Here is a 17,702-nt window from a genome sequence, read left to right as displayed (position 1 = left end):
CCCCTCGGCTTACCATCGGCGCATGTCGGAGACAGGCGGCGTCCGCGAGGTCAAGTCGGCGGCGCGCACGGTGGAACTGCTGGAACTGCTGGCCACGCGTGGGGACCGCCCGGCCCGGCTCCAGGAGCTGGCGGACGCGCTGGAGGTGCCGCGCAGCTCGATGTACGCGCTGCTGCAGACCCTGATCTCCCGGGGCTGGGTGCGCACCGACGTCACCGGCTCGCTCTACGGCATCGGCCTGCACGCCCTGCTCACCGGCACCGGCTACCTCGACTCCGACCCGCGGGTGCGGATCGTGCGGCCCCATCTGGACGAGGCGTCCGAGGCGCTGGGCGAGACCATCCACCTGGGGCGGCTGGACGGCCGGGACGTGGCGTACCTGGCGACCCGGGAGTCGCACGAGTACCTGCGCACGATCAGCCGGGTGGGCCGGCGGCTCCCGGCCCACGCGGGCGCGCTCGGCAAGGCGCTGCTGGCCGAGCGGCCCGAGGAGGAGCTGCCCGAGGGCCCCTACGCGGCGCTCACCCCGCACACCCACACCGGCCGGGAGTCCCTCGCGGCCGACCTCGCCGGGGTGCGGCGGCGCGGCTACTCGGTCGACCGCGAGGAGGGCGTCCTCGGCATCGTCGGCTTCGGTTTCGCGCTGCGGTACGACAAGCCCGCGCAGGACGCGATCAGTTGCTCGGTGCCGGTGGCCCGGCTGACGCCCGCGCACGAGCGGCGGATCGTCGCGGTGATGCGGGAGATCCGGGCCAAGGCGGAGGCGTCCGTTCCGGCCGGGAGCGGCTCGGTCGACTGGCGGTAGCCCCCTCCGCTACCCGACCTCCAGGGCCCGCAAACACCAGTGTGACGTAGATCACATCTCGTGGTTTCGCTTGCGCGTTCCCGCGCTTGATACAAATTGCCCGCGCGTTCCGGTCCGTCGACGGTCGGCGCCCCCTCCCCTTACTGATCGCTTCCTTTCGCATGCCTTGGGAACGCCCGTGTTCGCCCGCACCACCCCGTGGCCCCTCGTCGCCCTCTTCACGGCCGGGTACCTCGCCCCGTACCTGCTCCCCACCACCGTCGGCCGGCTCGGTTCCGGCCTCGGTCTGACCGCCACCCAGGCCGGAGCCGTCGGCAGCGCCCTGCTGCTCAGCTCCGCCACCGCCGGCTTCCTGCTCGCCTCCCGCGTGGAACGGCTCGGCGCCCGCGCCCTGGCCCGCCTCGGCCTCGCGCTGGCGGTCCTCGGCTACGGCGCCGCCGCCCTCACCACCTCGATTCCGGCCGTCCTGGCCGGCGCGATGGTGGGCGGCTTCGGCTCGGGTACGGCGACCACCGTCGCCGCCACCCGGATCGCCGCCGAGCACGACCCGCACCGGGCGTCCACGCTCGGACTGCTGTCGGTGTCCGCGCTGGCCGGCGCGGTCTACCTGACCGTGCCGCACCTCGGCCCCGGCCACGGCCTGCCGCTGGCCGCGATCGCGCTGACCGCGCTCGCCGTGTGGCCGCTCACCGGGAAGCTGCCCGGCGCCGCCCGCGCCACGACCGCCGGTCCCGTCCGGGCGCCGCTCCCGCACCGCCGCTCCGGGCTGGTGCTGGCCGCCGCGATGGTGTGCTGGTCGCTCGCGCAGAACTCCCTGTGGGGCGTCAGCGGCCGGATCGGCCTGGAACAGGCCCGCCTGGGCGAGGCCGCCCTCGGCGTGGTCCTCGCGGCGGCGCTCGGCGCCGGACTGGTCGGCGTGCTGGCCGCCGGGGCGCTCGGGTCCAGGCTGGGCCGGGCGGTGCCGATCGGCGCCGGGACGGTGCTGATCGCCGGGTGCATCGCGGTGACCGCGTCCGCGACCGGGCCCGCGGGCTTCACCGCCGGGGAGATCGCCTGGAACACGGTGTACCCGGTGGTCCTGTCGTACCTGATCGGGCTGGCCGCCTCGCTGGACCCGCGCGGCCGGTGGGCGGTGCTCGCCGGGTCGGCGTCCTCGCTGGGCACGGCGGCGGGCCCGCTGACCGGCAGTGTGCTCTGCGCCCAGGCCGGGTTCGCGGGCATGGGCACGGTGCTCTGCGCCGGGCTCCTGCTGGTCGCGGTGCCGCTGACCGCCGTCGCCCTGCACACCGGCGGACGGCCGCTGCTGCCGGGCGCGGTGCGCCGCCGGGGCGGACACCCGGCCGCCCTGGTCGCCGCGCACACCGGCACGCCCAGCGGCGCGGTCCCCGAGGTGGGCGCCGCGGAGCAGCCGGTCGTCCAGTTCCCGGTGGACGCCCCGGCGCCCGTGCGGGGCGCCTACGGCACGGCGGGACCCCGGCAGCCCGGACCGTCGTAGCGGCGGGCGCTACGGGAAGACGTACGCCTCCACCTCGGCGAGGTACCGGGCCCGCAGTTCCTCGTCGTCCTCCAGGAAGGAGGCGAGGAAGGAGTTGCGGGCCAGGTCCCGCAGCTTCTCCTCGGACAGGCCGAGGGTGTCGCGCACGGCGTCGAAGTTGTCACCGGCGTAACCGCCGAAGTAGGCGGGGTCGTCGGAGTTGACCGTGCAGAGCAGGCCCGCGTCCAGGAGGGCGGGCAGCGGGTGGTCGGCGAGGGTGTCCACGGTGCGCAGTCGCACGTTGGACAGCGGGCACAGGGTCAGCGGGACCCGCTCGCGCACCAGCCGCTCGACCAGTTCCGGGTCCTCCGCGCAGCGCAGGCCGTGGTCGATCCGCTCGACGCCGAGCACGTCCAGCGCCTCGGTGATGTACTGCGGCGGGCCCTCCTCGCCGGCGTGCGCGACCCGGCGCAGCCCGAGCGCGGCGGCCTTGCCGTACACCTCGCGGAACTTGGCCGGCGGGTGCCCGACCTCGGCGGAGTCCAGGCCGACGCCCGTGATCCGGTCCAGGTACAGCGTCGCCGCGTCCAGCGTGGCGAGGGCCGACTCGGCGGACTCGTCGCGCAGGAAGCACAGGATCAGCCGGGTGGAGACGCCGTGGTTGTCCACGCTGCTGCCCAGTGCCCGCCACAGCCCCTCGACGACCGTGCCCATGCCGACGCCCCGGGCCAGGTGGGCCTGCGGGTCGAAGAAGATCTCCGCGTGCCGCACGCCCTGCGCGGCGGCGCGGGCGAGGTAGGCGTTGGCCAGGTCCTCGAAGTCCCGCTCGGTGCGCAGGACGTCCATCAGCGCGTAGTACAGGTCCAGGAAGGACTGGAGATCGGCGAAGCGGTACGCCTCACGCAGGGCGTCGGTGTCGGCGTACGGAAGGACGACACCGTTGCGGGCGGCCAGCTCGAAGGCCAGCTCCGGCTCCAGGGTGCCTTCGATGTGCAGGTGCAGTTCAGCTTTGGGCAGGGGCATCAGAGAATGGTACGGCGGTTTCACCGACGTTTCGGAATCGGTACCCGGAGCAGATCGTGGGCCACGGTCAGCTCCCCCTGGTATCCGGCGGCCCGCGCCTGCCGCTCGAACTCCTCCGGGTCGGCGTAGCGCTGGCTGAAGTGGGTGAGCACCAGGTGCCGCACCCCGGCGTCCCGGGCCACCCGCGCCGCCTGGCCGGCCGTGAGGTGCCCGTGCTCCACGGCCAGCGCCTCGTCCTCGTCGAGGAAGGTGGACTCGATGACCAGCAGGTCGCAGCCCTCGGCGAGCGCGTACACCCCGTCGCACAGCCGGGTGTCCATGACGAACGCGAACCGCTGGCCGCGCCGCACCTCGCTCACCTCGTCCAGGGTGACCCCGCCGAGTTCGCCCGCCCGCTGGAGCCGGCCCACGTCCGGGCCCGCGATGCCGTGCGCGGCCAGCCGTTCGGGCAGCATCCGGCGGCCGTCGGGCTCGGTGAGGCGGTAGCCGTAGGACTCCACCGGGTGGTCGAGCCGGCGGGCGTCCAGGGTGTAGGCGGGGGTGCGGGCCAGCACCCCGTCGGTGTCGACCGGGGCCTCGGTGAGGGCGACCGTCTCCCGGTAGGCGGTGGCGTACCGCAGCCGTTCGAAGAAGCGCCGGCCGGAGCGCGGGTAGTGCGCGGTGATCTCGTGCGGCACCCGGTCGAGGTTGATCCGCTGGATCACCCCGGCCAGGCCCAGGCTGTGGTCGCCGTGGAAGTGGGTGACGCAGATCCGGTTCAGGTCGTGGGCGGCGACCCCGGCGCGCAGCATCTGCCGCTGGGTGCCCTCGCCGGGGTCGAACAGGATGCCCTCGCCGTCCCAGCGCAGCAGATAGCCGTTGTGGTTGCGGTGCCGGGTCGGGACCTGGCTGGCGGTGCCGAGGACGACCAGTTCACGTACGGACACGGTGGCTCAGCCGGGGGGCCAGTTCAGGCCGCGGCCGCCGATGACGTGGGCGTGCGTGTGCCAGACGGTCTGGCCGGCGCCGGCGCCGGTGTTGAAGACGATGCGGTAGCTGTCGAGTTTCTCGTCCTCGGCGACGGCCCGGGTCTCGCGGAGCACGTCGGCGGCGACTTCCGGGGCACCGGCGGCGAGCGCGGCGGCGTCGCGGTAGTGCGCCTTGGGGATCACCAGGACGTGGGTGGGGGCCTGGGGGTTGATGTCGCGGAAGGCGACGGTGGTCTCCGTCTCGCGGACGACCGTGGCCGGGATGTGCCCGGCGACGATCTTGCAGAACAGGCAGTCGTCCTGCGGTTCCCCTGCCATAGGCTTGCGCTCCTTTCAGCGGCGGGCGGTGCGTGGGGGGCATCGTATCGTCGGCGGGTGCGGGTGCGTCGTGGTTGATCGCGCAGTTCCCCGCGCCCCTCAGGAGGGCAGGGCGGGCGGTGTTTTCGCGGGTGCCGTTTCCAGTGCTTCCAGGGCCAGGCGGATCGCCTCGTCCAGTTGGGGGTCCCTGCCCGCCGCGTGGTCCTGGGGGCGGTGGGGGACCTCGACGTCCGGGTCCACTCCGTGGTTCTCCACGTCCCAGCCGTAGCCCTCCAGCCAGAAGGCGTACTTGGGCTGGGTGACCAGGGTGCCGTCCACCAGGCGGTAGCGGCTGTCGATGCCGACCACGCCGCCCCAGGTGCGGGTGCCGACGACGGGGCCGAGGCCGAGGGCCTTGATCGCGGCGTTGACGATGTCGCCGTCGGAGCCGGAGAACTCGTTGGCGACGGCGACCACCGGGCCGCGCGGCGCGTCCTGCGGATAGCTGGTGGGCCGCATCCCGCGCGGCAGGTCCCAGCCGACGATCCGCCGGGCGAGCTTCTCCACCACCAACTGGGAGGTGTGGCCGCCCCGGTTCTCCCGCACGTCCACGACCAGGCCCTCGCGGGCCACCTCGATCCGCAGGTCGCGGTGGATCTGCGCCCAGCCGGGGGCCTGCATGTCGGGGACGTGGAGGTAGCCGAGCCGGCCGCCGGACCTCTCGTGGACGTAGGCCCGCCGGTCGGCGACCCAGGCGTGGTAGCGCAGGGGTTCCTCGTCGGCGACGGGGACGACGACGGCGTGCCGGGGCTCGCCGCCGCCGGCCGGCAGGACGGTCAGCTCGACGGGCTTGCCGGCGGTGCCGACCAGCAGCGGGCCCGGCCCGGTGACCGGGTCGACGGGCTGACCGCCGACGGCGACGATCGCGTCCCCGGCGCGGACGGCGACGCCGGGCGCGGCGAGCGGGGAGCGGGCGTCGGGGTCGGAGGTCTCCGAGGGCAGGACCCGGTCGACGCGCCAGGTGCCGTCCTCGTGCCGGGACAGGTCGGCGCCGAGCAGGCCCTGCCGGGCGGCGCCGCCGTGGCCGCCGCGCGGGACGACGTAGGCGTGCGAGGTGCCGAGTTCGCCCTGTACCTCCCAGAGCAGGTCCACCAGGTCGTCGTGGGTGGCGACGCGGTCCAGGACGGGGCGGTAGCGGTCCAGTACGCCGTCCCAGTCGACGCCGCTCATGTCCGGCCGCCAGAACTGGTCCCGCATGACGCGGCCGGTCTCCTCGTACATCTGCCGCCACTCGGCCGCCGGGTCGACGGTCCGGCGCACCCGGGACAGGTCGACGGTGATGTTGGTGTCGCTGTCCTCGTCGCCCGAGGCGCGCCGGTCGCTGGGGACGACCTTGAGCCGTCCGTCGGTCCAGAGCAGGACCCGCCTGCCGTCGCCGGTGACGGCGAAGTGGTCGGCGTCGGCGGCGAGGTGCTCGACGCGCTGCTGGACAAGGTCGAAGCGCTCCAGCTCGGTCTTGGGGTCGGGGTCGTCCGGGGTGGCCCGGGAGGCGCCGAGGACGCCGGCGACCGGGTGCCGCAGCCACAGCACCCCGTCCTTGGCGGCCCTGAGGTGGGTGTAGCGGGCGGCCTCGACGGGGAACGGCACGATCCGGTCGGCGAGCCCCTCCAGGTCGACGCGGGTGGCGGGGGCGCCCTCGCTGTCGGGGGTCTCCTCGCGGTCGGCGGTCTCGAAGGGCCGGCCGTGCCGCTGCGGGCCGAACGGCGAGGGCGTGGTCGCCGCCAGCGTGATCAGGTAGGGCCGGACGCCCTCGACGAAGGCCAGGTCGAAGACGTGCTCGTCGTAGACCGGGTCGAAGGAGCGGGCGGACAGGAACGCCAGGTGCTTGCCGTCGAGGGTGAAGGCGGGGGCGTAGTCCTGGAAGCGCAGCGGGGTCGCCTCGGTGACCGACAGGTCGGTGGTGTGGGCGAGCTTGAGCTGGGACAGCGGGCGGGGGCCGGGGTGCGACCAGGCCAGCCACGCCGAGTCGGGCGAGAAGACCAGCCCGGAGACGTCGCCGTCCTCGCTGCGGTCGACCTCGCGGACCTCGCCGGTCTCCCGCTCGACCAGCAGGACCCGGCCGTCGTGGGCGGCGACGGCGGCACGGCTGCCGTCGGGGGCCATGGCCAGGCCGAGGACGCGGCCCAGCTTCCCGGTGGCCAGGCGGCGCGGGGTGGCGCCGGGCAGCAGTCCGGTGGCGGGCGCGAACTCCAGGGCGTCCTCGCCCTCGGCGTCGGTGACCCAGACCGCCCACTCCTCGCCGCCGGCGCGGAAGGTGCGCGGCAGCCGGGCCCGGACGCCGGGCTGCGCGGCGAGGGCGCGGGCGGGGCCGGAGCGGTGGGTGACCCAGTGCACGGCGCCGCGCACGGCGACGGCGCTGCCGCGTCCGGTGTGGTCGGGGGAGGCGGAGCCGAACCAGCGGGCGGCGTTCACCGGGAAGGGCTGGAGGTCGGTGCGCGGCCCGCCGAGCCGGACCTCCAGGCGGCGCGGCTCGGCCCCGTCGAGGTCGTCCAGCACCCACAGCTCACCGGCGCTGGAGTAGACGACCCGGGTGCCGTCGGTCGCCGCGTGCCGGGCGTAGAAGCCCCCGAGGGGGGTGTGCCGGCGCAGGTCGGAGCCGTCGGCGAGGGAGGAGTACAGCGCGCCGGTGCCCTCGTGGTCGGAGAGGAACGCGATGCGGTCGCCGGCCCACAGGGGGTACTCGATGTTGCCGTCGAGGTCCGCGTGCAGCCGGGCGAACTCGCCGTCGCCGGCCGTGTCGATCCACAACTTCCCCGCCGTGCCGCCCCGGTAGCGCTTCCACCACGCCGCCTCGCGGCCCATCGGCGCGGACAGCAGCACGGTCGCCGGGCCGAACGCGACATCGCCGACCGGCCCGTACGGCAGGGTCTCGGCGGGGCCGCCGTCCAGCGGGACGGCACGGGCCCAGGTGCGGCGCAGGCTCGCCTGGCCGTGGCTGCTGATCGCCAGCACCCGGCCGTCCGGGGTCCAGCCGCGCACCTGGGTCTTGGTGCTGCCCCAGTAGGTGAGGCGGGTGGCGGGTCCGCCCTCGACCGGGGCGATGTGCACCTCGGGGGCGCCGTCCCGGGTGGACGTCCAGGCGACGGTGGTGCCGTCGGGCGAGACGCGCGGCTGGGTCACCGGCGTGTCGTCGGCGCTGACCCGCCAGGCCCGCCCCCCGTCGAGGGGCGCGAGCCACACGTCGTCCTCGGCGGTGAAGGCGACCAACTCGCCGTGCGGGTGCGGAAACCGGAGGTAGGCAGGGGCTGCGGACTGTGTCACCCCCTCACCCTAAGCAGGGACGGCGGCGACGGACAGCGGTTTGGATCACTTGCCCTCGGGCCAGCAGTCGGGGCGCTCCTGGCAGTAGACGGTCCTGGTGACGGTCACGGTGACGGTGGGCCGGGGTCCGTCGCCCGTGGGATCGTGGCGCACGGGCGGGGTGGGGGTGGGGGTGGCGTCGCAGTTGCCCAGGCCCTCGACCCGAAACCACTCCTTGCCGTCCACCTTCGCGGTGATCCGCCCGCGGACGCAGGCGCCCTCCACGACCCGGGTGACCTCACCGTCGACGGTGATGTCCTTGCCGTCGTCGGTCTGCCCCTCGCAGTTCACCTCCGCGACGGTCTTCTCGTCCGCCGAGGCGCTCGCGCCGTCACCGTCGTAGGACGCGGTGCAGGTCAGCCACCGTACGTCCGCCTTCTGCCGGTTCAGCTCGCGGGTGACCGTCTGGTCGGTGGTGAACGCCACCGTCGCCGTGTTCAGTCCGCCCGGCTCACAGGCGGCGGCCCCGCCGACGGCCGCCGTCACCAGCCCGGCCACCAGTACGGCCCGCCGCCCCCGTCGTACCCGTCTCGACAGCCCCATGGCAGGCAGCGTGCCACCGACCCGACCGCGGCGGTAGGGCGCATACGGCCACCCTTCACCACCGGCGCGGCGTCAGCCCCAGCGGCCGGTGCGGCCCAGCAGCAGGGCCGTCGCCGCGGTGCCCGCGGTGGAGGTGCGCAGGACGGTGGGGCCGAGGACGTAGGGCCGGGCGCCCGCCTCGGCGAACAGGGCCAACTCCTCGGGGGAGACGCCCCCTTCGGGTCCGACGACGAGCACGATGTGGCCGGTGGCGGGCAGTTCGGCGCGGGCCAGCGGGGTGTCGCCGCTCTCGTGCAGTACGGCGGCGAAGTCGGCCTCGGCCAGAAGTGAGGCAACCCGCTTGGTCGTGGCCGCGTCCGCGACCTCGGGGAAGCGGACCCGGCGGGACTGCTTGCCGGCCTCCCGGGCCGTCGCCCGCCACTTCGCCAGGGCCTTCGGTCCCCGCTCGCCCTTCCACTGCGTGATGCACCTCGACGCCGCCCACGGCACGACGGCGTCGACGCCGACCTCGGTCATGGTCTCCACGGCGAGTTCGCCGCGGTCGCCCTTGGGCAGGGCCTGGACGACGGTGATCCGGGGCTGCGGCGCCGGTTCCTCGGACACGGACTCCAGGTCCATGACGACCAGGCGGTCCTTGCCCTCGGCGGCCTGGACGACGCCCTCCGCCCAGCGTCCGCGCCCGTCGGTGAGGACGACGTCCTCGCCGGGCCGCAGCCGCTTCACGGAGACGGCGTGCCGCCCCTCGGGACCGGTCAGGACGTACGTCCCGCCGGGGAGCACGTCGAGCGCGTCGACCACGAACACCGGGGCGGTCATCGGCCGGTGCCTCCCGTCGTGTAGGCCGACAGCGCCGTCCCGGCGGTGGCGAGTTCGCCCGCCAGGACCTCCACCAGTCGCCCGGCGGGCAGTTCGCGCGCCATCCGGTGGCCCTGGCCGGCCCACAGCGCCAGGCCCTGGGCGTCGCCCGCCTTCGCCGCCGCCTTGCGCAGCGGCGCGGTGAGGTGGTGGACCTCCGGGTAGGCGGCGGGGGCGTACGGGCCGTGCTCGCGCAGGAAGCGGTTGACCAGGCCGCGGGCCGGGCGGCCGGAGAAGGCCCGGGTCAGCTCGGTGCGGACGAACAGCGGGTCGGTCAGCGCCCGCTTGTGCGGATCGGGCGCGCCGGACTCGGGGGTGGCCAGGAAGGCCGTGCCCAACTGGGCCGCGCTCGCGCCGGCCGCGAGGACCGCGGCGATCTGCCCGCCGCGCATCAGGCCGCCGGCGGCGACGACCGGCAGGCTCACCGCCTCGCGCACCTGGGCGAGCAGGGAGAGCAGTCCGATGCCGGTGCCGTCGGTCTCCGGGAAGTCGCGGTGGGTGCCCTGGTGGCCGCCGGCCTCCACGCCCTGCGCGATCACCGCGTCGGCCCCGCAGTCCTGGACGGCCCGCGCCTCGTCGGCGGTGGTGGCGGTGACCCAGGCGAACGTGCCGACGCGGTGCAGGGCGTCGACCACCTCGCGGGCGGGGACGCCGAAGTGGAAGGAGACCACCGGTACGGGGTTGTCGAGGAGGACGGCGAGCTTGGCCTCGTAGCCGTCGTCCCGGCCGCTGTCCGGGTCGCCGAGTTCCGTCTCGTACCAGGCGGCCTCGCCGGCCAACTGGTGGGCGTAGACGTCGACGGCGGCCCGGTCGGCGGTCTCGGGCTGCGGCAGGAACAGGTTGACGCCGAAGGGGCGGGCCGTCAGGCTCCGCAACTGCTTGATCTCCTGGTACATCCCGTCGGCGGTCTTCAGCCCGGCGGCCAGGAACCCGAGCCCGCCCGCCTCGCAGACAGCGGCGGCGAGCGACGGCACCGAGACGCCGCCCGCCATGGGTGCCTGCACGATCGGGTACGGGAAGAGATCGGTCAGCGCGGAGGACATGACCGCATGTTGTCACGTCCTCGATGACAAGTCCGAATCCGACCGTCCTCGCCCGGACACCGGCCTCACCGCCCGTTGAAGGCGTCCTTCAGCCGGGAGAAGAGTCCCTGCTGCCCCGGTTGAAAGGTGCCCTGCGGGCGTTCCTCACCTCGAAGCTGGGCCAGTTCGCGCAGGAGGCGTTCCTGCTCGGCGTCGAGCTTGCCGGGGGTCTGGACCTCGACGTGGACGACCAGGTCGCCCCGGCCGCCGCCGCGCAGGTGGGTGACGCCCCGGCCGTGCAGCGGGATCGACTGGCCGGACTGGGTGCCCGGCCGGATGTCGACCTCCTCCACGCCGTCGAGGGTCTCCAGCGGCACCTTGGTGCCGAGGGCCGCCGCCGTCATCGGCAGGGTGACCGTGCAGTGCAGGTCGTCGCCGCGGCGCTGGAAGGTGCTGTGCGGCAGCTCGTGGATCTCCACGTACAGGTCGCCGGCGGGACCGCCGCCGGGGCCGACCTCGCCCTCGCCCGCCAACTGGATGCGCGTGCCGTTGTCCACACCGGCCGGGATCTTCACCGTCAGCGTGCGGCGGGACCGCACCCTGCCGTCGCCGGCGCACTCCGGGCACGGCGTCGGCACCACGGTGCCGAAGCCCTGGCACTGGGGGCAGGGCCGCGAGGTCATGACCTGGCCCAGGAAGGACCGGGTGACCTGCGAGACCTCACCGCGGCCGCGGCACATGTCGCAGGTCTGCGCGGAGGTACCGGGGGCCGCTCCCTCGCCGTTGCAGGTGTTGCAGACGACGGCCGTGTCGACCTGGATGTCCTTGGTCGTGCCGAACGCGGCCTCGTCCAGCTCCACCTCGATACGGATCATCGCGTCCTGGCCGCGCCGGGTGCGCGAGCGCGGCCCGCGCTGCGACGCCGTGCCGAAGAACGCGTCCATGATGTCCGAGAAGTTCCCGAAGCCGCCCGCGCCGAAGCCGCCGGGGCCGCCGGCGCCGGACTGCGAGAGCGGGTCGCCGCCGAGGTCGTAGACCTGCTTCTTCTGCGGGTCCGACAGCACCTCGTAAGCGGCGTTGATCTCCTTGAACCGCTCCTGGGTCTTCGGATCGGGGTTGACGTCCGGGTGCAGCTCGCGTGCGAGCCGCCTGAACGCCTTCTTGATCTCTTCCTGCGACGCGTCGCGGCGCACGCCGAGAACGGCGTAGTAGTCCGTGGCCACTTACGACTCCGCCAGGATCTGTCCGACGTACCGTGCCACTGCGCGTACCGCTCCCATCGTTCCCGGGTAGTCCATGCGGGTCGGTCCGACCACGCCGAGCTTGGCAACCGCCTCGCCGCCCGAACCGTAGCCCACCGACACGACGGACGTGGAGTTGAGTCCTTCGTGGGCGTTCTCATGACCGATACGGACGGTCACGCCCGGGTCCTGCGCCTCACCGAGCAGCTTCAGGAGCACCACCTGCTCCTCCAGCGCCTCCAGCACCGGCCGGATCGTGAGGGGGAAGTCGTGCCCGAAGCGGGTCAGATTGGCGGTGCCGCCGATCATCAGCCGCTCCTCGTTCTCCTCGACCAGGGTCTCCAGGAGGGTCGACAGGACAGTGGAGACGGTACCCCGCTCCTCCGGCTCGAACGCCTCGGGGAGATCCTCCACCAGACCCGGCACATCCGTGAAACGGCGGCCCGTGACCCGGCTGTTGAGCCGCGCCCGCAGGTCCGCCAGCGGTGTCTCGCCGAACGGCGCCGGGCAGTCGACCATCCGCTGCTCGACCCGCCCGGTGTCCGTGATCAGCACGAGCATCAGCCGGGCCGGCGCGAGCGAGAGCAGCTCCACGTGCCGCACGGTCGAGCGGGTCAGCGACGGATACTGCACCACGGCGACCTGCCGGGTGAGCTGCGCCAGCAGCCGCACCGTGCGGGCCACCACGTCGTCGAGGTCGACGGCGCCCTCCAGGAAGTTCTGGATGGCGCGCCGCTCGGGCGGGGTCATGGGCTTGACGCCCGCGAGCTTGTCCACGAAGAGCCGGTAGCCCTTGTCGGTGGGAATGCGCCCGGCGCTGGTGTGCGGCTGGGCGATGAACCCCTCCTCCTCCAGGGCCGCCATGTCGTTGCGCACGGTGGCCGGGGAGACGCCGAGGTTGTGCCGCTCGGTGAGGGCCTTGGAGCCGACCGGCTCCTCGGTGCCGACGTAGTCCTGGACGATGGCGCGCAGCACCTGAAGCCTGCGTTCACTGAGCATCGCGCACACCTCCAGCAGTCGTCCGCCTCGCACCTCCTGGCACTCCATACATACGAGTGCCAGACTTCCCCGGCCAGTGTACGGCCGTGGGGTACGCCCCCGGCAAGGCCGGGGGCGCGCTGCCGTCCCCGGCGGGCGCGCAGGGTTAGCGTCGCCGCCATGACGGTGACTTGGGAAGAGCTGGGATGGGAGCGGGTGGCCGCCGGGGTGGGGCGGCGCCGCCTGCCGGTGTGGGACTGCACGGCGGGGCTCGTCGTCGGCGCGGGCGCCGCGCTGCTGATCGACGCCGGGTCCAGCCTCGGCGAGGGGGCCGGGCTGCGCTCGGAGGCGGGGCGGCTCGCCGGGCACGGTGTGACGCATCTCGCGCTGACCCATCCGCACTTCGACCACGTCTTCGGCGCCGCGGCGTTCGCGGGCGTGGCGGTGTACGGCGCGGCCGGTATGGACGCGGCACTGGACGGGGGCCGGGAGACGCTGCGCGCGGACGCGGTGGCCAACGGCCTGGACCGGCGCCGCGCACGGGAGGCGGCGGACGCGCTCGTCCGGGTCCGGCACCAGGTGCGCGGGCGGCTCGCCCTCGACCTGGGCGGCGGCCGGCGGGCGCTGCTGGCCGGCCTGGGGCCCGCGCACACCCCGCACGACCTGGTGGTGCTGGTGCCGGGCACCCCGGACGTCGTGTTCTGCGGCGACCTGGTCGAGGAGTCCGGGGAGCCGCAGGCCGGCCCGGACGCGGTGCCGGCGCACTGGCCCGCGGCCCTGGACAGGCTGCTGGAGCTGGGCGGCGAGGACGCCGTGTACGTGCCGGGGCACGGGGCGGTGGTGGACGCGGCGTTCGTCCGGGCCCAGCGGGACGCGCTGGCGGCGCGCTACGGCGTGTCGCGGTGATCGCCGCACGCCGGCTCCTCGTATCGTCATGAGAATGCGCCAGTACTCCGCCGATCTGACCCCGCCGTGGAAGAAGCCGCAGCCGGTACCGGAGGTTCCGGCCGAACCCGGCCTGGTGGTCGAGGAGGCCGGCACCGGGTTCTGCGGCGCGGTGGCCGGCTGCGAGGCGGGCACGGTGACGCTGGAGGACCGCTTCGGCAAGCGCCGGGTGTTCCCGCTGGAGCCGCGCGGGTTCCTGCTGGAGGGCAGGGCGGTGACGCTGACCCGTCCCGCCGCCGGTCCGGTACGCCCCACCCGTACCGCCTCCGGTTCGGTCGCCGTCCCCGGCGCCCGAGCGCGGGTGGCCCGAGCCGGGCGGATCTACGTCGAGGGGCGGCACGACGCCGAGCTGGTCGAGCGGGTCTGGGGCGACGACCTGCGGATCGAGGGCGTGGTCGTGGAGTACCTGGAGGGCGTGGACGACCTGCCGTCGATCGTCGCCGATTTCGCGCCGGGTCCGGACGCCCGCCTGGGCGTCCTGGTGGACCACCTCGTGCCGGGCTCCAAGGAGTGGCGGATCGCCGAGTCGGTGACCGGCGAACACGCCCTGGTGGTGGGCCACCCGTACATCGACGTCTGGGAGGCGGTGAAGCCGTCGTCGGTGGGCATCGCCGCCTGGCCCCGGGTGCCGCGCGGCCAGGACTGGAAGACCGGGGTGTGCCGCGCGCTGGGCTGGCCGGAGAACACGGGGGCCGCCTGGCAGCACATCCTGGGACGGGTGCGGTCGTACAAGGACCTGGAGCCGGAGCTGCTGGGGCGGGTCGAGGAACTGATCGACTTCGTCACGGCACCGGCGTAGCACCGCCGGACGCGCGTCCGCCGGACGCTCAGTCCACCAGGTCCCGCACCACCGCGTCGGCCAGCAGCCGCCCGCGCAGGGTCAGCACCGCCCGGCCGTCCCCGTACGGCTCCCGCTGGAGCAGGCCGTCCGCCAGCGCCCGGCGGGAGGCGGCGAGGCCGGCCTCGTGCAGGAGGGAGAGCGGGACGCCCTCGCGCAGCCGCAGCTCCAGCAGGACGCGCTCGACGCGGCGGTCCTCGTCGGTGAGGACCTCGCGTCCGGCGCCCGGGGAGCGGCCCGCCGCCAGGGCCGCCGCGTACGCGCCGGGGTGCTTGGCGTTCCACCAGCGCACGCCGCCGACGTGGGAGTGCGCGCCGGGTCCCGCGCCCCACCAGTCGGCGCCGCGCCAGTACAGCTCGTTGTGCAGGCAGCGGGCCGCGTCCGAGGTGGCCCAGTTGGACACCTCGTACCAGTCGAATCCGGCCGCCGCGAGGGTCTCCTCGGCGATCAGGTACCGGTCGGCGTGCACGTCGTCGTCGGTCATCGGGATCTCGCCCCGGCGGATGCGGCGGGCCAGCCCGGTGCCCTCCTCGACGATCAGGGCGTACGCGCTGACGTGGTCGGGTCCGGCGCCGAGCGCGGCGTCCAGGGAGGCCCGCCAGTCGTCGTCGGACTCGCCGGGGGTGCCGTAGATCAGGTCCAGGTTGACGTGCTCGAACCCGGCCGCGCGGGCCTCGGCGACGCACGCCTCGGGGCGGCCCGGGGTGTGGGTGCGGTCGAGCACCTTGAGCACGTGCTGTCTGGCGCTCTGCATGCCGAAGGAGATGCGGTTGAAGCCGCCCGCGCGGAGGGTGGCGAGGTACCCGGGGTCGACGGACTCCGGGTTGGCCTCGGTGGTCACCTCCGCGTCGGCCGCGAGGCCGAACTCGTCGCGGATCGCGCCCAGCATCCGTACCAGGTCGTCGGCGGCCAGCAGGGTGGGCGTGCCGCCGCCGACGAAGACCGTGCGGACCTCGCGGGGGTCGTCGCCGAGCACCTTGCGGGCCAGGCGGATCTCGTCGGTCAGCGTCTCGGCGTAGTTGTCGCGGGAGGCGAGGACGCCGCCGGTGCCGCGCAGTTCGGTCGCGGTGTAGGTGTTGAAGTCGCAGTAGCCGCAGCGGGTGGCGCAGTACGGGACGTGCAGGTAGAAGCCGAGGGGGCGGTGGGCGGCCCCGGTGAGCGCGGACGCGGGCAGCGCGCCGTCGGCGGGGACGGGCTCGCCGTCGGGGAGTGCGGAGGGCATGGGCTCCATTGTCCCGCACGCCGGCCGTCACCGGGGCCGGTGTCCCGGCCCCGGGTCGTGCGCTACGCCTCGCGGGCGCCCGCGTACATCTCCTCGATCAGGTTCTTGTACTCCCGCTCCACGACCGGCCGCTTCAGCTTGAGGCTGGGCGTGATCTCGCCGTGCTCGATGTCGAGGTCGCGCGGCAGCAGGCGGAACTTCTTGATGGTCTGCCAGCGCTGGAGGCCCTGGTTGAGCTGGTCGACGTAGCCCTGCACCATCTCGACGGTGGCCGGCGCGGCGACGATCTCCGCGTACGGCCTGCCCCCCAGGCCGTTCTCCTCGGCCCAGTCGGTGAGCGCGGCCTCGTCCAGGGCGATCAGGGCGGTGCAGAAGTTCCGGTCGGCGCCGTGCACCAGGATGTTGGAGACGTACGGGCAGACCGCCTTGAACTGCCCCTCCACCTCGGCCGGGGCGATGTACTTGCCGCCGGAGGTCTTGATCAGGTCCTTCTTGCGGTCGGTGATCCGCAGATAGCCGTCCGGGGAGAGTTCGCCGATGTCGCCGGTGTGGAACCAGCCGTCCGGCTCCAGCACCTCGGCGGTCTTCTCGGGCAGCTTGTGGTAGCCCTGCATGATGCCGGGGCCGCGCAGCAGGATCTCGCCGTCGTCGGCGATACGGACCTCGGTGCCGGGCAGCGGCTTGCCGACCGTGCCGGTGCGGTACGCCTCGCCCGGGTTGACGAAGGAGGCGGCGGAGGACTCGGTGAGGCCGTAGCCCTCCAGGATGTGGATGCCGGCGCCGGAGAAGAAGTAGCCGATGTCGGGCGCGAGGGCGGCCGAGCCGGAGATGCAGGCGCGCAGGTTGCCGCCGAAGGCCTCGCGGATCTTGGCGTAGACGAGCTTGTCGGCGACGGCGTGCCGGGACCTCAGGCCGAAGGGGGCGGAGGCGGTGCCGGTGCGGCGGAAGTTGTCCTGGGTGACCCGGGCGTACTCGCGGGCCACCTCGGCGGCCCACTGGAAGATCTTGTACTTGGCCCCGCCGCCGGCCTTCGCCTTGGCGGCGACCCCGTTGTAGACCTTCTCGAAGATCCGGGGCACGGCGGCCATGTACGTCGGCCGCACCACCGGCAGATTTTCGATGATCTTGTCGACGCGGCCGTCGACGGCCGTGACATGGCCGACCTCGATCTGCCCGGAGGTGAGCACCTTGCCGAACACATGCGCGAGCGGCAGCCAGAGGTACTGCACGTCCTCGCTGGTCACCAGCCCGGTCGCGGCGATCGCCCGTGCCATGTACGACCAGCAGTCGTGCGGCAGCCGGACACCCTTGGGGCGGCCGGTGGTGCCGGAGGTGTAGATGAGGGTGGCGAGCTGGTCCCTGGTGAGCGCCCCGACCCGCTCCTTGATCAGCCCGGGTTCCCTCTCCAGCCTGGCCGCGCCCCGGCTCTCCAGCTCGGCCAGGGTCAGCACCCAGTCCTCGCCGGTGTCGGCGCCGGCCGGGTCGACGACCACCACATGGGTGAGGTCGGGCAGCTCGGCCCGCTTCTCCCTGGCCTTGGCGAGCTGCTCGGCGTTCTCCGCGATCAGCACCCGGCTCTCGGAGTCGGAGAGGATGTACGCCGACTCCTCCGCGTTGGTCTGCGGATAGACGGTGGTCGTGGCGGCACCCGCGCACATGATGCCCAGGTCGGCCAGAATCCACTCGATGCGGGTCGAGGAGGCCAGCGCCACCCGCTGCTCCGGTGCCACACCCAGTTCGATCAGGCCGGCCGCGATGGCGTAGACCCGCTCGGCGGCCCGCGCCCAGGTCAGCGACGCCCACTCCTCCGCCCCCCGACCGGCGGCCGGGGGGACGGGGTAGCGGTAGGCCACGGCGTCCGGCGTGGCCGCCACGCGCTCCAGGAAGAGGCCCGCCACGGACGGCGGGCGGTTCTCGATCAGTGTCTGTGTGTCGCTCACGACATCCTCCGGGCCCGCGACGGTGCGGCTGGCTCAGTGCGGCTGGTTTCCCTCGCGGGCCGTTGTTTAACTCGCGAGTAACTATCGAGCAGGGATCAGATTAAGGCCCGACCGGCCGGTACGTAAGAGCCCGCGCCCTGTCACTTCCTCCAGTAAGCACCCCGCCGGACGCACGGCGGCCCGCCGTACTT

15 protein-coding genes are annotated in these 17,702 nt (G+C 74.1%); 4 read left to right on the top strand and 11 right to left on the bottom strand.

Annotated elements, in window-relative coordinates; all coding sequences use genetic code 11:
• Nucleotides 1-22 precede the first annotated feature (22 nt).
• The gene (locus ACFY32_RS01205) at nt 23-805 is read left to right on the top strand and encodes an IclR family transcriptional regulator (protein ID WP_359191657.1); all 783 of its coding nucleotides are present in this window, start codon (nt 23-25) and stop codon (nt 803-805) included.
• A 178-nt stretch (nt 806-983) separates the two neighbouring features.
• Nucleotides 984-2,300: an MFS transporter gene (locus tag ACFY32_RS01200; RefSeq protein WP_359191660.1), complete on the top strand. Its 1,317-nt coding sequence runs from the start codon at nt 984-986 to the stop codon at nt 2,298-2,300.
• Nucleotides 2,301-2,309: 9 nt separating this feature from the next.
• Here the strand turns inward: ACFY32_RS01200 and ACFY32_RS01195 are convergent, their stop codons facing one another.
• From ACFY32_RS01195 to hrcA, 9 genes are all read right to left on the bottom strand, one after another.
• Nucleotides 2,310-3,302 (bottom strand): adenosine deaminase, encoded by a 993-nt coding sequence (locus ACFY32_RS01195; RefSeq protein WP_390673114.1) that lies wholly within the window; start codon nt 3,300-3,302, stop codon nt 2,310-2,312.
• A gap of 20 nt (nt 3,303-3,322) precedes the next feature.
• Nucleotides 3,323-4,228 carry a ribonuclease Z gene (locus ACFY32_RS01190; RefSeq protein ID WP_359191665.1) on the bottom strand — a complete coding sequence of 302 codons (906 nt, stop codon included), beginning with the start codon at nt 4,226-4,228 and terminating at the stop codon, nt 3,323-3,325.
• A gap of 6 nt (nt 4,229-4,234) precedes the next feature.
• Nucleotides 4,235-4,588 (bottom strand): histidine triad nucleotide-binding protein, encoded by a 354-nt coding sequence (locus ACFY32_RS01185; RefSeq protein ID WP_390673113.1) that lies wholly within the window; start codon nt 4,586-4,588, stop codon nt 4,235-4,237.
• Between the two features lie 99 nt (nt 4,589-4,687).
• The gene (locus ACFY32_RS01180; protein ID WP_390673112.1) at nt 4,688-7,888 is read right to left on the bottom strand and encodes a S41 family peptidase; all 3,201 of its coding nucleotides are present in this window, start codon (nt 7,886-7,888) and stop codon (nt 4,688-4,690) included.
• Between the two features lie 45 nt (nt 7,889-7,933).
• Nucleotides 7,934-8,470 carry a hypothetical protein gene (locus ACFY32_RS01175; protein ID WP_359191673.1) on the bottom strand — a complete coding sequence of 179 codons (537 nt, stop codon included), beginning with the start codon at nt 8,468-8,470 and terminating at the stop codon, nt 7,934-7,936.
• A gap of 72 nt (nt 8,471-8,542) precedes the next feature.
• Nucleotides 8,543-9,286, bottom strand: coding sequence for a 16S rRNA (uracil(1498)-N(3))-methyltransferase (locus ACFY32_RS01170; protein ID WP_359191676.1), 744 nt, complete (start codon nt 9,284-9,286; stop codon nt 8,543-8,545).
• On the bottom strand, nt 9,283-10,368 hold the full coding sequence (locus ACFY32_RS01165) for a nitronate monooxygenase (RefSeq protein ID WP_359191679.1): 1,086 nt from the start codon (nt 10,366-10,368) through the stop codon (nt 9,283-9,285). Before ACFY32_RS01165 ends, ACFY32_RS01170 begins: the two co-directional genes overlap by 4 nt.
• A 65-nt stretch (nt 10,369-10,433) precedes the next feature.
• Nucleotides 10,434-11,570 (bottom strand): molecular chaperone DnaJ, encoded by a 1,137-nt coding sequence (gene dnaJ, locus ACFY32_RS01160; RefSeq protein WP_359191682.1) that lies wholly within the window; start codon nt 11,568-11,570, stop codon nt 10,434-10,436.
• Entirely contained in the window at nt 11,571-12,587 is a 1,017-nt protein-coding gene (hrcA, locus tag ACFY32_RS01155; RefSeq protein WP_359191932.1) for a heat-inducible transcriptional repressor HrcA, read from the bottom strand.
• Nucleotides 12,588-12,746: 159 nt separating this feature from the next.
• Here hrcA and ACFY32_RS01150 point away from each other — a divergent pair, with 159 nt between their 5' ends.
• Together ACFY32_RS01150 and ACFY32_RS01145 are read left to right on the top strand one after the other, a co-directional pair.
• Nucleotides 12,747-13,472: an MBL fold metallo-hydrolase gene (locus ACFY32_RS01150; protein WP_359191685.1), complete on the top strand. Its 726-nt coding sequence runs from the start codon at nt 12,747-12,749 to the stop codon at nt 13,470-13,472.
• A 34-nt stretch (nt 13,473-13,506) separates the two neighbouring features.
• On the top strand, nt 13,507-14,310 hold the full coding sequence (locus ACFY32_RS01145; RefSeq protein WP_390673111.1) for a DUF3097 domain-containing protein: 804 nt from the start codon (nt 13,507-13,509) through the stop codon (nt 14,308-14,310).
• A gap of 28 nt (nt 14,311-14,338) precedes the next feature.
• On the opposite strand, the gene hemW is transcribed toward ACFY32_RS01145, so the two are convergent.
• The gene (gene hemW / locus ACFY32_RS01140; protein WP_359191691.1) at nt 14,339-15,571 is read right to left on the bottom strand and encodes a radical SAM family heme chaperone HemW; all 1,233 of its coding nucleotides are present in this window, start codon (nt 15,569-15,571) and stop codon (nt 14,339-14,341) included.
• A 62-nt stretch (nt 15,572-15,633) separates the two neighbouring features.
• Nucleotides 15,634-17,511, bottom strand: coding sequence for an AMP-dependent synthetase/ligase (locus ACFY32_RS01135; protein ID WP_390673110.1), 1,878 nt, complete (start codon nt 17,509-17,511; stop codon nt 15,634-15,636).
• Nucleotides 17,512-17,702: the final 191 nt, after the last annotated feature.

The organism is Streptomyces sp. NPDC000134 (assembly GCF_042899225.1).
Lineage (GTDB): Bacteria > Actinomycetota > Actinomycetes > Streptomycetales > Streptomycetaceae > Streptomyces.
The sequence above is the reverse complement of the archived record's forward strand: the minus strand, read 5'-3'. Positions and strand labels throughout refer to the sequence as shown.